The following is an 18865-nucleotide window of genomic DNA, read 5'->3' on the forward strand; positions in this document are numbered from 1 at the left end:
CTCGCCCATGGACAGTCGTATACCCGTCGCGGCCGATGCCGCGCACCCGAGCACAGAGCTCGACTCGGAGTACGAGCACAGCCCCGTTCCCCAGGAACGGCGTAAGTCCCTCCTGACCGTGTCGGCCGTGTGGTTCGGATTCCCGATGATCCTCACCAACGCCGTACCCGGCGGGGTCGTCGTCGCAGTCCTGGGTTTCTGGCGCGGGCTGGCCGCCATCCTCGTCGCCAACCTCGTCATGTTCGTGTACGTCGGTCTGCTCAGCCATCGAGCGGGCAGCACCGGCGAGAACTTCGCCCTCCAGGCCACGAAGACCTTCGGCCGCATCGGTCACGTCGTCGCCTCCGGCTTCCTGGCCACGATCGTCGTGGGTTGGTTCGCCTTCAACACCGGTGCCACCGGAGCGACCCTCAACCAGGCCTTCGGCTGGCACGAACAACTCGTCGCCGTACTCGCGGGCGCGATTTTCGTCGCGATCACCTATCTCGGCATCCGTGCCCTGTCGTGGCTCGGTGCCATCGCCGCGCCGCTGTTCATCATCGTCGGTCTGATAGCCATCGTCATCGTGTCCCGGGACCACAGCCTGGGTGCGGTGCTCGACTACCAGGGCGTCGCACCTGACAACGCCATGACGTTCGGCGCGGCCGTGTCGCTCATCATGGCCACGTTCGCCGACTCGGGCACGATGACCGCGGACTTCACCCGATGGTCCAAGAACGGCAAGCAGGCCGTCCTCGCGACCGCGACCGCGTTCCCGCTGGCCAGCATGGTCGCCCAGATCACCGGCGGCATTGTCGTCGCGGCCGGTGCCATCGCCTCAGCAGCCACGGTCGGCGGCAACTTCCTGCCGATCCTCACCGGTGACCACGGCGTCCTCCTCGACGCCCTCGCGGCTGTGTTCGTCCTGGTCAACCTCGGCTCGGTGTGCAGCCACTGCCTCTACAACGGGGCGCTCAGCTGGTCGCATCTGACCCGTACCAAGATGAGGGTCACGACCCTCGTCCTGGGCATCATCGGCACTGCCGCCGCTCTCGCCGGCGTATGGGACCACTTCCTCGACTGGCTGGTCGTCCTCAGCGTCTTCGTCCCGCCCCTCGGCGGCGTGCTCATCGCCGACCAGGTGATCCTGCGCAGCCGCGTCGACCGGCGCCCCACCACTGCCGTACGGCCCACGGCCTTCGCCGCGTGGGCCGCCGGCGCCATGGTGGGCGGGCTCGTCCACTGGTATGCGCCGCAGTTCTCGGACGCCGTGAGCGGCCTCGTCGTGGCGGTGGTCGCGTACGTGGTTCTGGAGCGAGTCCTCACGAGGCCGGCGGCCGCGCGGTAGATGGCCTCCCCTCCCAGAAACCACACCGTTGCGACACCCACGGCCCCGAGAGCGACCAGGGCGCTGTCGTCCCTGCAGAGCAGCACCGGCTTCCGGTGGCTGTGGGTGTCCAACCTGTTCTTCTTCTGCGGGGCCTGGACGCAGACGCTGATCCTTGGCTGGCTCGTCTTCGAGACGACCCGCTCCGAGATGCTCCTCGCCGTGTTCACCGCGGTGCGCCTGGCCCCGATGCTGCTCGGCCCGTTCGCCGGTGTGCTGTCGGACCGGTACGACCGGGTGCGCCTCCTCGCCCTCGCCTGCTCCTGGGCGTTGGGCGCGGTGTCGGTGGTGGCGACGATGGAGTCGTTCTTCCGGGTTCCGTACTGGGCGCTGGTGCTCGGCGGGCTTGCCATCGGCCTGGCCCAGTCGCCGTCGCAGCCCGCCCGTTTCGCGTTGGTCCTCGATCTCGTGGGACGGGAGAACCTGAGCAACGCGAACGCCCTGAACGCCATGGCGATGAACATGACCCAGGTCGTCGGACCGGCCATCGGCGGCGCGATGATCAGCACCCTGGGTGCACCCGAGGCCCTCTGGATCTCAACTGCTTGGTACGGGGTGTCACTTGCCGCCCTGTGGCCGCTCCGCAGCAGTGGCGGACGCACGACCGGGGTCGCATCCGATTTCGGCCCCGGGTCCTTCGTCACGATGCTGCGCGCCGGCGTCCGTACCGTGCTCACCGACCGGCTCGCCGCGAGCGTCCTCGGTGTCACACTCGCCGCGAACGTCCTTCTGTGGCCCATCTACCAGGCGTTCATGCCCGTCTTCGCCCAAGAGGCATTGGGCCTCGACGCCGCGGGCCTGGGCTGGCTCCTGACCTGCAGCGGCGCGGGCGGACTCGTCGGCTCGCTGGTCATCGCCATGCTCGGCGACTTCAGGTTCAAGGGCGGCCTGTTCGTCTTCGGCACGGCGACGTGGGCGTCCCTGTGGTCACTCTTCGCGCTGTCCCACAGCGTGGCTCTCTCCTTCGTCCTGATGGCGTGCATCGGTGTGATGAGCGCGTCCTTCGGCGTACTGCAGACGACCCTGCTGCTCATGGTCACCAAACCGTCGGTCCAGGGGCGCGTCCTGGGAATCCAGGAACTGGCCATCGGTGTCATGCCGTTCGCGTCGCTGGGTCTCGGCGCGGCGGCGCAGTGGGCCGGAGTGGGGACGACCACGTTCCTGAGCGCACTGCTGTTGGTCGCGGTGCTTGCGGTGCTCGCGCTCTGTGTTCCTCAGCTCTTGAGGTACAGCGGAGACGAGGCCGCATAGTCGCGCGCTTCCCCAGTGCCGTGACCGGCAGAGCCTGCCGGTCACGGCACTGGTCCAGGAAGGTGTTGCGCGGCTTCCGCACCCGGTCGTAGAGCTCGCGGAGCCACGACTGCCGGACGGCCGACAGCCTCGCCGGCGTGTTCAGGAACACCTGCTTGTCCAGCCGGAATGTGTGCATCTGGTGAGGCGGCAGCGCACTCCGCGACGTCCGATCACCCTGCGCAGCGGGATTCGTGCGCCGGTGCAACCGCGACCTCGCGGCCGGGTGCACCGGCGGACACGTTCTGATCGACGCCGAGAGCGTGCCGGACGTTGTGGGCCGAGCCGCTCGGCGTGAACTCGTCATGCCCGGCGGGCGAGCGGTGGTCCGGGACGGCGAGCTGCAGTTCTCGGCGTCGGGACGGGCAAGGGCTGTTGCTCGCGGGCTCAGCGGCGTACCAGGGCCAGTTGGTCGGCGACGACGACGCCGTCGTGCAGGACGGTGCGGTCGCTGCCGCGGTCCATCACGGCACTGGTCGGCGTCTCGCCGTCGACCAGCAGCAGGTCGGCACGGTCGCCGACGGCCACGCCGGGCCGGTCGGTGACCCCGGCCGGCCGGGCAACGTCGTGGCTCATGATCGAGGCCCCGCCGACGGTCGCGACCGCCAGCGACATTTCGATCAGATCATCACGGCGGAAGTTGTTGGTGAAGGCCAGCTGCCAGGTGCGGTCGAGCATGTCGCAGTTGCCGTAGGGGCTCCAGTAGTCGCGCTGGCCGTCCTCGCCCAGGCCCACCCGGACACCGGCCTCCGTCAGCGCCACCAGAGACAGCTGTCCGCGGTCCGGTGGTGCCACGGTGGCCATCGCGATGTCCAGCTCGGCGAAGTCGTCGATGATGCGGCGGCTCACCGATTCGGAGATCGAGCCCAGCTCGTAGGCGTGGGACATCGTGACCTTGCCCTGCATGCCCAGTGCCCGGGTGCGCTCGAGCACCAGATCGGTGGAGAACACCCCGAGATGACCCGGCTCGTGCAGGTGGATGTCCACCTCGACCTGGTACTTCTCGGCCAGCCCGAACACGATGTCCAAGTGCCCCTTGGGATCCCGGTCGAGGCTACAGGGGTCGATGCCACCGATCACATCGGCGCCCGCCTTCAGCGAGGCCTCCAGGTAGTCGACGGTGCCCTTCTCACGGAGGATGCCGGCCTGCGGGAACGTCATGATCTGGACGTCGGCCTGACCGGCGAACTTCTCCTTCGCGGCCACCACGGCATCGAACTTCTCGAGCTTGCAGTCCACGTCCACCTGGGCGTACGACCGCACCCGGGTGGTGCCGCGGGCGATCATCCGCTCCAGGGTGCCGGCCACTCGCTCCATGAGCGAAACCTCTGCGGTGCGCCAGTTCTGCCGGTCGTTGAGCATCATCGTCCAGACTCCCGGGCCGCCGGTGTGCGGCCGGAACGGCAGGCCGATCCGGGTCGAGTCCAGGTGCACGTGCACATCGCTGAACGAGGGCAGCAACAGCCGGCCACGGCCTTCGACCACCTCGCCGGCCGGCTGCGCGGCCGGGTCGTGCGGTCGGATTGCCGCGATGCGATCGCCGGACAGGTCGACGTCGCTGCGCCGGCCACCCCAGGGACGGACGTCACGGATCAACACTGTTGTCACCTTTCTGTTGTGCGGTGGGACTGCTCACCCGGATGCGGAACGGGTTACCGGGTTGTCGTGGCCAGTGCCTCGGCTGCGACATCGGTGTGATGGCAGGCGATGTTGCCGCTCGGCACACTGTCTGTGCACAGCTGCCGGCGTTGTGGGTCCAGCCGCGGATGCACCGGACACCTGGACCGGAACACGCAGCCGCGCGGCGGGTCGGCCGGGCTGGGCAGATCTCCGGACAGCCGGATCCGCCCGCTCCGGTCTGCCGCCGGGTCCGGTTGTGGGACGGCGGACAGCAGCGCCCGGGTGTAGGGATGTTCCGGAGCGCCGAAAACCCTTTCGGTGTCTCCGTATTCCATGATCTTGCCCAGGTACATCACCGCGATGCGGTCGGCGAAGTGCTGGACCACGGACAGGTCGTGGGCGATGAAGAGGTACGCCACCCCGGTGTCCCGCTGGATGTCCTCGAGCAGATTGATCACCTGCGCCTGCACCGAGACGTCCAGCGCGGATACCGGTTCGTCGCAGATGATCAGCTGCGGGTCCAGGGCGAGCGCCCGGGCGATGCCTACGCGCTGCTTCTGGCCGCCGGAGAACTCGTGCGGGAAGCGGTTGTAGTGGTCGGGGCGCAACCCCACCCGGTCCATCAGATCCCGCACCTTGGCCTTGACGCCGCCGGCCGGCGTGACCCGTTGGGCCAGCAGCGGTGCGGCGATCGCGCTGCCCACGGACTGACGCGGGTTGAGGGAGGAGGAGGGGTTCTGGAACACCATCTGCACCCGGCGGCGGTACTCCTGCAGGTCCGACGTGCGCAGTTCGGCGATCTCCCGGCCGTCGAGCTGGATGCTCCCGGACGTGGGCGCCAGCAGCCGCATGAGCAGTCGGCCGGTGGTCGACTTGCCGCAACCTGACTCTCCCACCAGCCCGAGGGTCTGCCCGGCGTCGACCGAGAAGCTGACGCCGTCAACGGCCTTGATCACGCCGCCGGCGGACCGGAAGGCGCGGGAGCGGATCGGGAAGTGTTTGGTCAGGTCGGTGACCTGCAGCAGCGGCGTCATCGGACCACATCTCCGGTCGGTTGCAGGATCTCCAGGTGGCACCGAGATGGGTGCCCGTCGGGTCCGATCAGGGTCGGCCGGCGCGTACCACAGGCGTTGTCGGGCACCAGGTGTGTCTTCGGACAGCGGTCCGCGAACAGGCAGCCGTCGGGCAGCGCCAGCAGCGACGGCGGGAAACCCGGGATCGGGTTGAGCCGCTCGGACCGCCTTGCCAGTGACGGCATCGAAGCCAGCAGCCCCTGGGTGTAGGGGTGTCGCGGGTCGCTGAACAGGTCGGCGACGGTCGCCTGCTCCACGCACTCCCCGCCGTACATCACCACGACCTGGTGACAGACCTCGGCGACCACGCCGAGGTCGTGGGTCACCAGGATCACCGAGGTCCCGGTCTCCTCCTGCAGCTCGCCCAGCAGATCGAGGATCTGGGCCTGCACGGTGACGTCCAGCGCGGTGGTGGGTTCGTCGGCGATCAGCAGCTCGGGTTCGCAGACCAGCGCCATGGCGATCATCGCGCGCTGCCGCATGCCGCCGGAGAACTCGTGCGGGTACGCCGAGTAACGGCGGCTCGGGTCGGGAATCCCGACCCGGCCGAGCATATCGATGGCGACCTGCGCCGCGGCCTTCCTGGACACGTCGTTGTGCACCCGATAGGCCTCGGCGATCTGCACCCCGACCGGGTAGAACGGGTGCATCGCCGACAGCGGGTCTTGGAAGATCATCGCGATCTTCTTGCCCCGGTGGGCACGCATCTGCGCCTCGGTGAGCGCGTTGAGATCCTCTCCGTCCAGAAGGATCTGCCCGGTGACGGTGGCCGAGGTGCCCTTGAGCAGCCCCATCAGCGCCTGGCTCGTGACGGTCTTGCCGGAGCCGGATTCGCCGACGATTCCGACGGTTTCCCCGCGCGCCAGGGTCAGGCCCATGCCGTTGACCGCGTGCACCACGCCGTCATCGGTCGGGAAGTTCACCCGCAGGTCGCGGATGGCGAGCATGGGCGCGGCTTCGGGCGTGGTCATCAGGCGACCCTCACTCGCGGGTCGATCACCGCGTAGGCGATGTCGACCAGGACGTTGGCGACGATGATGAAGAACGCGGCCATCATGGTGATGGCCATGGTGACCGGCAGGTCGCCGGCCTGCGCGGCGTGCACCGCGGTGAATCCGACACCCGGCACCGAGAAGATCTGCTCGGTGAGCACAGCACCGCCCAACAGGCCGCCGATGTCCAGCCCGAGCATGGTGACCACCGGAGTGATGCCGGCCCGCGCACCGTGCTTGAACACGACGTGCCGCCGGGACAGGCCCTTCGAGCGCGCGGTGCGCATGAAGTCCTCGCCGAAGGTCTCCAGCATGTTGCTGCGGGTGACCCGGATGTACTGCGCGCTGAACAGCACCGCCAGTGCCACCCAGGGCAGCAGGTAGTTCAAGAACCAGCCGCCCGGACCCGCGGCGCCGAACGGTGAGGCGATCTCATTGGTGGTGAACGGCAGAAGGTTCAGCGTGCTGACGAAGAACAGCAGCAGCAACAGGCCGGTCACCGGAATGGGGAGGGACACCCCGACCGAGGCGGCGCCGACGATCAGCTTGTCGGTGAACCGGCCCTTGCGCAGCGCCGCGAGCAGGCCCAGCCCGACGCCGGCGATGGTCCACAGCACGATCGCACCGCTGGCCATCGACAGCGTGTACGGCAGGGCCCGCTCGATGATCGTGGTGACATCCTCGTTGGTCTGGAAGGACTTGCCCAGACACGGCCAGGAGCACAGGGTTTCCGCGCCCGGCGCGCCGACCATATGGCTGCCCAGCAGCCCCGACATGTAGGTGAGGTACTGGGTGAGGAACGGTTTGTCCATCCCGAGCGCGACCCGGGCCTCCGCGATGCGTTGCGGAGTGCACTCCTGGCCGCAGGCCGCGGCGGCAGGGTCCGCCGGACCGAGCTGGAACAGGCTGAACGTCACGAAGCTGATGACAAACAAAAGCACGATCATCGCGACGAACCGCCGCATCAGGAATCCGGTCATGGGCGTGACCTGCCGGCTCGGGATGAACTCACCGTTCCACCTCTCTTGTGCCGCGAGCGTCAGCGCTCGGCGCCGACGATCGACAGGTCTATGGCGCCGAAGAAGTAACCCATCTGCGCGTTGCGGACCTTGGAGCCGACCACGCTGCTGGTGTAGCTGCGCACCAACGGAACCAGCGGGTAGTCCTGCATGGCCCGGTCGAACAGGGTGGCCCACTTCTTGCCGAGTTCCTCGCTGGGCCCGTTGGTGCCACGCAGCTTGTACATGTCACTGGAGATCTTCGGGTCGTGGTACCGCGGGATGTTGGAGAAGCCGTAGGTCTTCCCGTCCAGGCTCGGCCCCACGTTCGGGTCGATGGTGGTGCGCACCGAACCGCTGTCCGCGCCGCCGCACCAGCCGCTGCGGGCGATGTCCGGCATCTGGTCACCGGCCAGCACGGTGTAGTAGTTGGCGGCCGGGATCGGGCGCAGCTGCAGGTCGATACCGAGCTTCTTGAAGTTCTGCTGCAGCACGGTGCCGACGTTCTTGTACCGGGCGTTGGTGTCGGCGTAGCCGTACACCAGCTTCTTGGGAACCTTCTTGCCTTCCAGCAGCTTCTTGGCCTCGTCCAGCTTCGGCTTGCCGGTCGGGTCCAGGTCGGTGTGCTGCTCGACGTATCCACGCTGAGCCGGGTTGATGTACGACTGGGCCAGCTTGCCGAACCGTCCGCCGCCGTACTGCACCTGGACGGCGCTCCGGTCGATGGAGAGCGCCATCGCCTTGCGCACCTGAGGATCCTTGATCGTCTCGGTGTTGAAGTTCAGCACGTCCGTGCAGCCCAGCAGGCCCGCCGCGGTGCGCGTCTTGACCTTGGGATCGTTGAGCTTGGCCGCGTCGGACGCCTGCAGGCCACCGTTGCTGTCCAAGGTGATCGCCGTCGGATCCGAGTCGGCGAGCAGTTGCTGGCTGATGGTGGCCTGGGCGGTGGACAGGGTGAAGGTGAACGTGTCCGGCAGGGCGGGCCGGTTCGGATCAGTGGCCGGGTCCCACTGGTCGTTGCGGACCAGCTTCATCGACCGGCCGCGGTCGTACGACTTGATCTTGTACGGGCCCGACGAGACCGGGTGGTTGGTGTAGTCGAGCTTGGTGTCCTTGGCCCGTGGCACCGGCGCCGTGTTCGACCGCGAAACCAGGGCGGGGAACTCGGCGAACGGCTGCTTGAGGTGAAAGACGACGGTGTGGTCGTCCGGGGTGTCGATCGCCTTGAAGTCACCGCCGGAGTACGGGCCCTTGTACCCGTCGTCGGCCAGGGCGGAGTTCAGTTCCTGCGGTGCCTGGGTGAAGACATCGCGGGCGTAGGTGCGCTCGACCCCGTACTTGATGGCCTGGCTGGTGATCGGTGTGCCGTCCTCGAACTTCACCCCCTTCTTGAGGGTGTAGGTCCAGGTGAGGCCGTCGGCGGAGGGCTTGCCCAGGTCGGTGGCCAGATCCGGCACGATGGTCGGCGGCCGGCCGGCGGTCTCCTTGGCCATGGTCAGTGTGCGGTAGTACAGCTGCCCGACGTTGGCGGTCTGCACGTAGTTGCTGTTGCCGGGGTCCAGCGTCTGGAAGTCCGAGGACATCAGGACGTTGATGTTCCCCCCCTTGGTGGTGTAGCCCTTCCCGATCGTCACCGGCGCGTAGGCGTCGGCCTTGGAGTCGGAGCCGGAACCAGGGGCCGGCTTGGCGCCGCCACAGGCGGTCAGAGCCAGCCCGGCACTGACCGTCAGGGCGAGCGCCGTCATGGTGCTTCGTTTCACTGCGTCTCCTTGCGGACGAGGAAGGGACGTGGAGGGTGGATCACGGGTGCATCAGCTTCGAGAGGACTTGGGGTCCAGCGCGTCCCGGACCGCGTCGCCGAGCAGATTGAAGGCGAGCACGGTGATCACCAGTGCGCCGGCCGGGACGGCCAGGAACCACGGGTCGGAGAGGTACCAGTTCCCCGACTGGGCCGCGTTGAGCATCTGGCCCCAGGAGGGCGTGGGGTCCTTGACCCCGACGCCGAGGAACGACAGCGCCGCCTCTGCGGTGATGTTGGTAGGGATCATCATGGTCGCGTAGACCAGCACGACCCCCATGACGTTCGGGATGATCTGCCTGAAGATGATGCTTCGATGCGAAGCTCCGTAGGCCTGGGCGGCCTCGACGAATTCCTGCTGCCGGATCGAGAGCACCTGGCCGCGCACGACTCTGGCCAGGTAAGCCCAGCCGAAGAATCCGAGAATGATCACCAGTGAGGCGATCGGCACCAGGCTGCCCGAGTCGAGCGCGGTGTCACGCAGCCGGGACTGCATGATCGGAGTCAGCGACAGTACCAACAGCAGGTGAGGGAAGGCCAGGAACAGATCCATCACTCGGCTGATCACCATGTCGACCTTGCCGCCGAAGTATCCGGCGGCGGCGCCGAGCACGGTACCCAGTACCACCGACACCGCCGTGGACAGCAGCGCGATGGTCAGAGAGATCCTTGCGCCGTAGGCCATGCGGGCGAAGATGTCGCGACCGAGCCCTGGTTCGAGGCCGAGCCAGTGCTCGCCCGACGGGAAACGGTAGTACGACAGCGGCAGGCCCGGCGTGTAGAAGTCGTCCAGAAAGTCCGGCCCGGTCCGGGCGGTGAACGGATCCGATCCCTCGATGGCCGTCAACACCGGGGCCAGGATCGCGAACAGCACCATCAGGGCCACCACGATCAGCGCGGCGACGGCGATCCGGCTGCGCCGAATCCGGAGCCACGCCGTGCCCAGCAGCGACCGCGCGGTGGCGATCTCCGCAGTGGGCCTGCGCTCGGCTGTCGCGGCCGCGGATTCCGGTGAAGACAGGGTGGCCACCTGCCCGTCGGAGGGCTCCGGCGTGCTGGAGCGGCGCGTCCGACTCGGCGACTCATACGGATCCGGCACGTCGATCCTTCGGTGCTCGGGGGTGTGGGTGGCCGGAACGGTATACCAATAATCGCGGTTTCCACTAGGGTGCTGTGACATCGGGTGTATCCCCGCCGTGCGGACCGTCAGCCACAACACTTCCCTTGTGGTGAATGAATTGCGGTCATGCAAAGGATTGCGGGCCGCAGCCGGTGAGTCCTTCGGTGGAGGGTTGTGGCGACTCGCGCTTGGGTCAGCGGTGGTCAACTCGATTATTTGGTGGACCAAATCTGAAAGGATGTCGATGAAGACCTTGGTGACCGCTTCCTGGGTGATCGCCCACGACGGACGCTCGCACGTGGAGATACCGGACGGGGCCGTGTTGATCGACGGCGACACCATCGTCGATGTGGGCGAGCGCGCCGAACTCGACCGGCACCAGGCCGACGAACGCATCGACCTCGGTGACGCGGTGGTCACCCCCGGCCTCATCGACCTGGACGCCCTGACCGACATCGACCATCTGATCCTGGACTCCTGGGCGTCCCCGGAGTTGGCCGCCGGCTTCACGTGGTCGACCGAGTACTTCGCCGCGCCCCGGGCGGTGTTCGACGCCGCGCAACGGCGCACGGTGCGCGAGTACGCGCTGGCCCAGCTCGCCCTGCACGGCATCACCAGTTACATGCCGATCGCCTCCGAGGTGCACAGCGATTGGGCGGAGACCTACAAGGACTTCGTGGCGATGGCCGAGGTGTCCACGCGACTGGGTCTGCGCGCCTTCCTCGGGCCGTCGTTCCGGTCCGGGGTCAACGTGATCGGCGCCGACGGCAAGCGCACCGTGAGGTTCGACGAGGAGGCAGGCCGACGGGGTCTGGCCGATGCGCTGCGGTTCCTGGACCACACCGCACAGCTCGCCGACCCTCTGGTGACCGGGGTGCTGCTCCCGTGCCGGATCGAGACCCTGACTCCCGACCTGCTCCGCGACGTCGCCCGAGCCGCGGACCAACGCGGCGCGCTGGTGCGCCTGCACGCCCTGCAAGGCATGTCGGAGCGCGAATACATCCACCACACCTACGGGCGTACCCCGCTGCAGCTGATCGCCGACTCCGGGTTGCTGTCCGACCGGCTGATCGTTCCGCACGGGGTGGTGCTGGATGTGCATCCCGACGTACTCGGCAGCGACACCGGAGATGTTGCGGTGCTGGCCGACGCCGGCGTCTCGATCGTGCATTGCCCGCTGACCAACGCCCGGTATGCCCACAACCTGCACACGTTCGCCGGCTACCGGGCACAGGGGGTGAACCTGTGTCTGGGCACGGACTCCTTCCCGCCCGACCTGATCCGGGGAATCGACGTGGGCACCCAGGTCGCCAAGCTCCAGGCCGGCGACCTGGGCCAGGGCCATCTCACCGGCTACTTCGATGCGCTCTGGACCGGTGGGGCGACCGCGCTGCACCGCGGGGACCTCGGGCGTCTGGCCGCGGGGGCCACCGCCGACCTGGCGGCGTTCGCCCTGGACGACTTCCGCATGGGTGTCACGGAGGATCCGCTGCGCACCCTGGTGCTCAACGGCACTGCCCGCGACGCAGTCCTGACGATGGTCGCGGGCAAGGTGGTCATGCGCAACGGCTCGATCCCGGGTGTCGATCTCACCGCACTGAGGCGAGCCGGTCAGCAGCTGTTCGATGTGATGCGCGCGGCTTATCCGGAGCGCGACTGTCGTCGGCGCCCGGTGGACGAACTCTTTCCGCCGGTATTTCCGGTGTCGTCCCAGGGGTGGTAGGTGGTGCGTCGGGTGCTCTGTGAGCCGGGGCGTTGATGGTTCGTCGAGAGGGATCGACGGCGGTTCCGAGCGAGGGATCGCGAGACAGTCCTTGCAGGGGGCCGGCCTGGGGTTGTCCGGGTTGTGTCGAGAAGCGTTGCGTTGGTTGAAGGTGGCGTCCCGGTCCAAGGGCCGGGGCGCCACTCTCCTGGGCAGCGGTGCTTTGTTGCCGGGGGCGAGTGGCCCCCGTGCAGGCGCTGTGCCACCAGCCCGGAGCAGCTGTTCTGCCCCGGGCCGTCCGAGCTCCTTCGTCGCGGCCCTGGAGCCGGGGGCGCACGTCCCGGACTGCGCTCGACGCGGTCCGCCTGTCCTGCGCAAGGACGAGACCGACGCCACCGCAGACCGCGTCCGTGCGGTGAACGGACACCGCCCAGTGCGTCGAAGCGAAACAGACGGCTCGGACCGACCGGCAATTGCCGGTCGGTCCGATGAACGCCGAACCTGGATGGTTACGGGGTTCCGGCCGGGGAACCGCTGGGCGACGGGGTGCGGCGGCGGGGTTTCCAGCCGGGGCGGGGGACGGCGGCCAGGAGCGCCTTGGTGTAGTCCTCCTGGGGGGCGCGCAGGAGCTCGGCGGTGGGTCCGCGTTCGACCACCCGGCCGGCGGCCATCACGATGGCGGTGTCGCTGATCTGGTTGACGACGGCCAGGTCGTGGGAGATGAACACGTAGCTGATGCCGGTCCGTTCCCGAATGTCGGCGAGCAGGTTGAGGATTTGGGCCTGGATGGACACGTCCAGCGCAGCGACCGCCTCGTCCAGGACGAGCACCTTCGGTTCGACGGCGATGGCCCGGGCGATGGCGACGCGCTGCCGCTGCCCGCCGGACAGCTGGCGGGGCAACATCACGGCATGCCGTTCGGTCAGCCCCACCGCCTCCAGCAGCTCCAGGGCGCGGGTGCGCCGCTCCGTCGCTGTCAGCGGGAAGTGCAGGGCGAGGCCGGTCTCGATGACATCGCCGACGTGCTGCAACGGGTCCAGGGAGGAGTACGGGTCCTGGAACACGATCTGGATCTCCCGGGCCCGGCGACGGCGCTCGGCCGAACCCGCCCGGCCCTGCCGGACGCGCCCGCAGACACTGATCGTCCCGCCGGTGGGGGTCTCCAGCCCGAGCAGCATGCGGGCGACCGTGGTCTTGCCCGAGCCCGACTCCCCCACGACCGCCAGCGATTGACCGCGGGCGACCGTGAAGGACACGTCGTCGACGGCGACCATGTCCTTCCCGAAGACCTTCTGCAGCCCCTCGGCCCTGACCAGGATCTCGGTCACGATTCCTCCGCTCGTACGCAGGCGACTTGGGCGCCGGCCAGCTCCCGCAGCGGGGGCCGGTCGGTCAGGCACTCCGGTCCTGCCTGGGTGCAGCGCGGCTGGAACGCGCAGCCCGCCCCTGCCTCGAAGGCGGCGACCGGCCGTCCGGCGATGACCGGCAATCGATGCGCGACCCGGTCGATGCTGGGCCGGGAGACCATGAGCCCCGTGGTGTACGGGTGTCGGGGCGCCTGGACAAGTGCCTCCGCGGACTGCACCTCCAGGATCCGCCCGGCGTACATGACGGCGATGCGGTCACAGGTGGCGGCCGCCAGCTCGAGATCGTGGGTGATCAGCAGCATGGCCATGCCGCGTTCTCTGCGGAGGTCGTCCAGGATGGCCATGACCTCCGACTGGGTGGTCACGTCCAGTGCGGTGGTGGGCTCGTCGGCGAGCACCAGGTCGGGTTCGACGGCCAGCACCGACGCGATCATGACGCGCTGCAGCAGCCCGCCGGACAGCTCGTGCGGATGCTGCCGCATACGGCGCTCACCGTCGGCGATACCGACATCGGCGAGCAGCCGTACGGCTCTGGCGTGCGCTTCCCGCGCCGGTACCGACAGATGGGTGACCATGGCCTCGGTGAGGAAGTCGCCGACACTGCGGACCGGGTTGATGTGCGCACGTGGATCCTGGAAGATCATCGCGATCCGGCGGGTCCGCAGAGCACGTAGGTCGCGCGGGCCCAGGTCCAGGACCGGAATGCCGTCGAACTCGATCCGGCCGCTGAGCCGGGCACCGGGCGGGGCCAGCCGGAGTACGGAGCGGGCCGTCATCGACTTGCCCGATCCGGACTCGCCGACCAGCCCGACGGCCTCGCCCGGGGCGATGGTGAGGCTGACGTTCTCGACCAGTGTCCGCCAGTCGCGGCCGGCCGGGACGTCGAGCCTCACCTGGTCCAGGACCAGAAGATCCCTGCTCACCTCAGATCACCTTCCTGCCTGCCGAGCCGGTCGCCGAGCAGATTCACCGCCACCACGACGAGCGCGATCAGCACACCCGCGCTGACCGCCTCCATCGGCTGGCCACGTACCGCGCTGTCCAGCCCGTTCTTGACCATCAGTCCCCAGTCCGCGGTCGGCGGCTGTACGCCCAGGCCGAGGAACGAGATCGCGGCCACGTCGATGATCGCGAAGCCGAGCGCGGACACCGACTGGGCCACGATGATCGGCCGCAGGTTGGGCAGCAGATGGCGGCTGCAGATGGCGACGGCTGATCTGCCCTGGACCCAGGCGGCCGCGATGTAGGGGAGATTGCGCTCCCGGAGGGCCGCGCTGCGCACGACCCGGGCCACGTAGGGGGTGTAGGCGACGGCCAGACCGGCGACCACACCGGTCATGCCGGGTCCGAGGACCGCCACGGTCACCAGGGCGAACACGATGCCCGGTATCGCGAACAGCACGTCGAGCAGCCGGGAGATGACCGCGTCCACCCGGCCGCCGGCCCAGGCGGCGGTGACCGCCAGCACCGTGCCCGCCACCGTGGAGAGCACGATGGTGAACAGCGGGCCCAGCAGCGTCGTACGGGCACCGAACATCAGTCGGGACAGCACGTCCCGACCGAGTGCGTCGCCGCCGAGCGGATGGGCTCCGGAACTGCCGGCCAGCGCGTTGAAGAGGTCGGGCTGATTCGGATCTTGAGGGGCCAGCAGCGGTGCGCAGGCGGTCACCACGGCAAGGAGGCCGAGCAGCAGTACGGTGGCCAGCCCCAGAGGGCCCAGGCGTGCCTTCATGTCGCCTCCCCGGGAGACAGGCGTGGGTCGATGAGGGAGTAACAGACGTCGACCGCCAGGTTGATGAGGACGAACGCGGTGACGAGGACCAGCACGACGCCTTGGACCACCGCGAAGTCCCGCTGGAGGATCGCCCGGACGAGCAGGGAACCGAGTCCGTCCAGAGCGAAGATGTTCTCCACGACGACCGAGCCGGCGATCAGGCCGGCCACGGTGAGGCCGGTGACGGTGACGACCGGGATGGAGGCGTTGCGCAGGACGTGCCTGCGGACGATGTGGCTCTGGGAGAAGCCGCGGCTGCGCGCGGTCTCCACGTGTTCCCGGCGGAGTTCCTCCCCCACCGAGGCCCGGGTGATCCGGGCGAGGAAGGCGGCGCTGCCCAGGCTGAGAGCGATTGCCGGGAGCGTCAGGTGGTAGAGGCGGTCCGGCAGTCCTGTCCCCGGGCCGAAGACCGGGAACCAGCCGAGTCCGAGGGCGAAGACGATGACCAGCAGGACTCCGACGACGAACGTGGGGGTGGCCAGGAAGATGCTGTTCACCAGGGAGATGACCGCGTCGACCGTGCCGCGCCGCAGCGCTCCCAGGACGCCGAGTCCGACGCCGGCCACCACGATGATCACGGTGGCGTAGAGGACGAGCAGCCCGGTGGTCGCCAGCCGTGTGGACATCAGGTCGGAGACGCCCTGCCGGTAGACCAGGGACTGGCCGAAGTCGCCGCGCAGTGCGTCGCCCAGCCAGCCGAAGTAGCGGATCAGGAACGGATCGTCCAACCGGTACTCATGACGGATGGCGGCGATCTGTTCGGGGCTGCCGCTCCGATTGCCCAGCAGGAAGGCCATCGGCCCGCCGGGGACCAGATAGAGCAGCCCGTAGACCAGGAACGAGGCGACGAGGAGGACCGCCACGAGCGCGGCCAGCCGCCGCGCCAGGAAGAGGGGCCAGCTCATCGCGCACCGAGCCCGGCGGCCCAGGGGTAGTAGAGGTAGGGGAAGGAGGCGACCGCGCCGGTGACCCGCTTGTTCATGTAGAGGATGACGGGCAGGTTGTTGAGCGGCGTCCAGGGGACGTCGCGGGTGACCTTGGCCTGGATGCCGGTGACGAGCGCCGCGCGCTCGGCCGGGTCGTACGCGGCCTGGGCCTTCAAGATGTCGGCGTCGACGGCCGGGTAGTCGTTGAAGTTGGACCGGCCGCCCTTGGTGAAGACACGGTAGACATCCAGCGGGTCGGGCACGTTGCCGTACCACGTGCTCAGGAAGGCGTCGATGCCGACGCGGGCCTTGGGGTCGCTGTACAGGTTGCCGTACTGCTCGACCGGGATCACCTTGATGTTGATCTTGAGGCCGAGCGCTTCGCCGGTGGCCTTGAGGAGGTTGGCGGTCTGCTCGTGCACCGCCGAGCTGCCCTGGATGCCGATGGTGATGGGCTGGGAGGGCTTGCCGGCCTTCTGGAGCAGCTTGTTGGCCCTGGCCAGGTCGACGCCACCGTCCGGCAGGGTGTCGTAGGCCTTCCGGAAGCTGTCGGTGGAGTAGCCCCAGTAGTCGGGGTTGGCCAGGGCGCGGTCCGGGGAGGCTGCGCCCTGGAAGATCACCTTGGCGATGGCGGCGCGGTCGAGGGCTGCCGACAGCGCCCCGCGGACCCGCGGGTCCGCGTAGGGGCCGGTCTTGGCGGCGCCGAGCAGGGTCCAGAAGGTGAGCGAGCGGCCGAGCGTGACCGAGCCGGTGGGTGATTTCTGGAGCTGGCCGAGCCCGGCGGGCGGCAGGTAGAAGTACTGTCCGTCGATCTCGCCGGAGCGCAGCGCGTTGACCGCGGTCGTCTCGTCGGCGATGAAGCGGAACACCAGCGACTTCGACTTGGCCTTGAGCGGGGCGTCCCAGTAGGTGTCGTTGCGGGTCAGCGTCATGGAGTTGCCCGACGTCCAGCCGGTGAACTTGAAGGGCCCGGTGCACATGACCCCGCTTTTGGGCGAGCCGAGGTCCTTGCCGGCCTTGCTGAGGAAGGACTTCTCCACCACCGCCCCGGCTGCGGTGGCCATGGCCTGGTTGAACAGCACGTCGGGCTGTTTGAGGACGACCGTGACCTGGTGCGGCCCGGTTGCCTTGATCGAGTCGACTGTGCGGAAGTAGTCGCTCCACCACGTGCCCAGCGCGGGATCGAGGTGGCGGTTCAGGCTGGCCGCCACATCGTCGGCGGTCAGCGGGGTGCCGTCCCAGAACGTCACGTCCTTGCGGAGCGTGTAGACCCAGGTGGTCGGGTTCGGGTTCGCCGCCTTCTCGGCCAGCCCCGGCTCGATCTTCAGGTCGGGTGTGAGCCGCATCAGGCTCTCGCACATGTTGGCGAGGGCGGTGTTCTCGGCGTAGTTGAAGGAACGGATCGGGTCCAGAGTCTGCGGCTCGTACGGCAGATTCCAGGTGATCTTGTCCAGGCCGGTGCCGGCCGGCGCGGTCGTGGTCTTCAGGTCGAGCTTCTCGACAGCGCGCGGTGTGGTCCCGGCCGATCCGCCGCAGGCGGTCAGGACGAGCGCGAGGCCGCCCGCGGCCAGGGGGAAAGTACGACGTTTCATCGGGGATTCCTCTCGAGGTGACCGGCACGAGCAATGACGTGCCCGGCGCGTACGACCATGCCGGGCAGGGGATGGTCCACGACGGCCTGCGCGACCGTCTCCCCGGTCAGCAGGACGAAGTCGGCCGGATCGCCGACCCGCAGGTCGGCCCGGTCCAGGCCGAGGAGGTCGGCGCCCCCGTGCGCCACGACGGCGTAGCAGGCCGTCAGTTCCTCGTCGGTCCTGGCGTCGGTGCGGTAGGCGAGCAGGTGCGCCCGCGTGATCATGTCTCCGTCGCCGAACGGCGTCCACGGGTCCCGTACGCCGTCGGAACCCGCGGCGACCAGCACGCCACGGGCGCGCAGCGGCGGGAACGGGACGACCGGTTCGTCTCCCAGCGCGCAGGTGGTCAGCGCCACTCCCGCGTCGGCGAGCAACTCACCTGTTCGCTCCAGCTCGGCCGGGTCGCATTCGGCCAGGCAGAAGGCGTGGCTGATGGTGACCTTTCCCTGCATGCCGGCCGTCCGGGCGCGGCGCGCGATCTCGGTGACCTGGGCCAGGCCAGGGCGACCGCGGTCGTGCAGATGGATGTCGATCGGCGCGCCGGTCCGCTCCGCCATGCCGAACAGGACGTCCAGGTGGCCGTCGAGGTCGCCGTCGACGCCGATCGGGTCCAGGCCGCCGATGATGTCGGCCCCTTCCTTCAGCGACTGTTCCAGCAGGTCGGCGGTGCCGGGCTCGGTGAGCAGGCCGAGCTGGGGGAAGGCCACCACCTGAAGGTCCATGGCTTCGGCGAAGGGCGTGGCGGCGGCGCGGACCCCGTGCACGTTGGACATTCCGTAGACCGGTGCGACATCGGCGTGCGCACGCATCGCCCGGGTCCCCCGGCCGACGGCGTGGGCGAGGAGAGCGCCGGCGCGCTCCTCGACCGAGGCGGCCATCCGCATCCGCGTGGCGCCGTCGCCGTCGATCAGCTCGCGCAGGGTTTCGGCGGGTTCCCGGCTCAGCCAGCGCTGGCCCCAGGTCGACTTGTCGGGGTGGATGTGTGCGTCGACCGGTGAGGGCAGCGCGAGTGCGCCGCCACCTTCGATGACTTGAACATGTTCCGGCCGGTTCGTGGGATCAATGGCGGCGATGCGGCCATCGGTCACGAGGAGGTCGCGAAGGGCGCCGCCGTGCGGGCGGACCCGGGTGAACAGCACATGACCCATGGGTCGTTACCCCCTTGAATCTGTTGGAAGGACTGGACCCTGGCCCAGGGGATTCAT

At 68.7% G+C, this 18865-nt stretch carries 15 protein-coding genes; 3 read left to right on the forward strand and 12 right to left on the reverse strand.

Annotated features, from left to right (window positions below; all coding sequences use genetic code 11):
• Positions 1 to 7: 7 nt before the first annotated feature.
• On the forward strand, positions 8 to 1327 hold the full coding sequence (locus ACFU8W_RS34280) for a purine-cytosine permease family protein (protein ID WP_384045698.1): 1320 nt from the start codon (positions 8 to 10) through the stop codon (positions 1325 to 1327).
• A 105-nt stretch (positions 1328 to 1432) separates the two neighbouring features.
• Positions 1433 to 2617, forward strand: coding sequence for an MFS transporter (locus tag ACFU8W_RS34285; protein ID WP_384045701.1), 1185 nt, complete (start codon positions 1433 to 1435; stop codon positions 2615 to 2617).
• 426 nt (positions 2618 to 3043) lie between these two features.
• On the opposite strand, the gene ACFU8W_RS34290 is transcribed toward ACFU8W_RS34285, so the two are convergent.
• From ACFU8W_RS34290 to ACFU8W_RS34315, 6 genes are read right to left on the reverse strand one after another with little or no spacing between them, the layout of a single operon-like run.
• Entirely contained in the window at positions 3044 to 4255 is a 1212-nt protein-coding gene (locus ACFU8W_RS34290; protein WP_345516392.1) for an amidohydrolase family protein, read from the reverse strand.
• Between the two features lie 53 nt (positions 4256 to 4308).
• Entirely contained in the window at positions 4309 to 5310 is a 1002-nt protein-coding gene (locus ACFU8W_RS34295) for an ABC transporter ATP-binding protein (protein ID WP_384045705.1), read from the reverse strand.
• On the reverse strand, positions 5307 to 6320 hold the full coding sequence (locus ACFU8W_RS34300) for an ABC transporter ATP-binding protein (protein ID WP_384045708.1): 1014 nt from the start codon (positions 6318 to 6320) through the stop codon (positions 5307 to 5309). The genes ACFU8W_RS34295 and ACFU8W_RS34300 overlap by 4 nt, the downstream gene beginning before the upstream one ends.
• Complete coding sequence (locus ACFU8W_RS34305) at positions 6320 to 7321, reverse strand: ABC transporter permease (protein WP_384045711.1); 1002 nt, start codon at positions 7319 to 7321, stop codon at positions 6320 to 6322. The genes ACFU8W_RS34300 and ACFU8W_RS34305 overlap by 1 nt, the downstream gene beginning before the upstream one ends.
• 59 nt (positions 7322 to 7380) lie before the next feature.
• The gene (locus tag ACFU8W_RS34310) at positions 7381 to 9099 is read right to left on the reverse strand and encodes an ABC transporter substrate-binding protein (RefSeq protein ID WP_384045714.1); all 1719 of its coding nucleotides are present in this window, start codon (positions 9097 to 9099) and stop codon (positions 7381 to 7383) included.
• Positions 9100 to 9150: 51 nt separating this feature from the next.
• Positions 9151 to 10158 (reverse strand): ABC transporter permease, encoded by a 1008-nt coding sequence (locus ACFU8W_RS34315; RefSeq protein WP_384045886.1) that lies wholly within the window; start codon positions 10156 to 10158, stop codon positions 9151 to 9153.
• A gap of 343 nt (positions 10159 to 10501) precedes the next feature.
• On the opposite strand from ACFU8W_RS34315, the gene ACFU8W_RS34320 reads away from it, so the two are divergent.
• Complete coding sequence (locus tag ACFU8W_RS34320; RefSeq protein WP_384045717.1) at positions 10502 to 11980, forward strand: chlorohydrolase family protein; 1479 nt, start codon at positions 10502 to 10504, stop codon at positions 11978 to 11980.
• A gap of 488 nt (positions 11981 to 12468) precedes the next feature.
• Here the strand turns inward: ACFU8W_RS34320 and ACFU8W_RS34325 are convergent, their stop codons facing one another.
• Genes ACFU8W_RS34325 through ACFU8W_RS34350 form a run of 6 tightly spaced genes read right to left on the reverse strand, consistent with a single transcriptional unit; the run spans position 12469 to position 18808 of the window.
• On the reverse strand, positions 12469 to 13287 hold the full coding sequence (locus ACFU8W_RS34325; RefSeq protein WP_384045720.1) for an ATP-binding cassette domain-containing protein: 819 nt from the start codon (positions 13285 to 13287) through the stop codon (positions 12469 to 12471).
• Complete coding sequence (locus tag ACFU8W_RS34330; RefSeq protein WP_384045723.1) at positions 13284 to 14249, reverse strand: ABC transporter ATP-binding protein; 966 nt, start codon at positions 14247 to 14249, stop codon at positions 13284 to 13286. The genes ACFU8W_RS34325 and ACFU8W_RS34330 overlap by 4 nt, the downstream gene beginning before the upstream one ends.
• A complete protein-coding gene (locus tag ACFU8W_RS34335; protein WP_345516273.1) occupies positions 14246 to 15058 on the reverse strand; it encodes an ABC transporter permease in 813 nt (270 codons plus the stop codon). The genes ACFU8W_RS34330 and ACFU8W_RS34335 overlap by 4 nt, the downstream gene beginning before the upstream one ends.
• Positions 15055 to 16005 carry an ABC transporter permease gene (locus ACFU8W_RS34340; RefSeq protein ID WP_384045727.1) on the reverse strand — a complete coding sequence of 317 codons (951 nt, stop codon included), beginning with the start codon at positions 16003 to 16005 and terminating at the stop codon, positions 15055 to 15057. Before ACFU8W_RS34340 ends, ACFU8W_RS34335 begins: the two co-directional genes overlap by 4 nt.
• Positions 16002 to 17618 carry an ABC transporter substrate-binding protein gene (locus ACFU8W_RS34345; protein WP_384045730.1) on the reverse strand — a complete coding sequence of 539 codons (1617 nt, stop codon included), beginning with the start codon at positions 17616 to 17618 and terminating at the stop codon, positions 16002 to 16004. The genes ACFU8W_RS34340 and ACFU8W_RS34345 overlap by 4 nt, the downstream gene beginning before the upstream one ends.
• Complete coding sequence (locus ACFU8W_RS34350; RefSeq protein ID WP_384045732.1) at positions 17615 to 18808, reverse strand: amidohydrolase family protein; 1194 nt, start codon at positions 18806 to 18808, stop codon at positions 17615 to 17617. The genes ACFU8W_RS34345 and ACFU8W_RS34350 overlap by 4 nt, the downstream gene beginning before the upstream one ends.
• Positions 18809 to 18865 lie beyond the last annotated feature (57 nt).

Origin of the sequence: Streptomyces sp. NPDC057565 (assembly GCF_042801455.1) — a bacterium.
GTDB lineage: Bacteria > Actinomycetota > Actinomycetes > Streptomycetales > Streptomycetaceae > Streptomyces > Streptomyces yanii.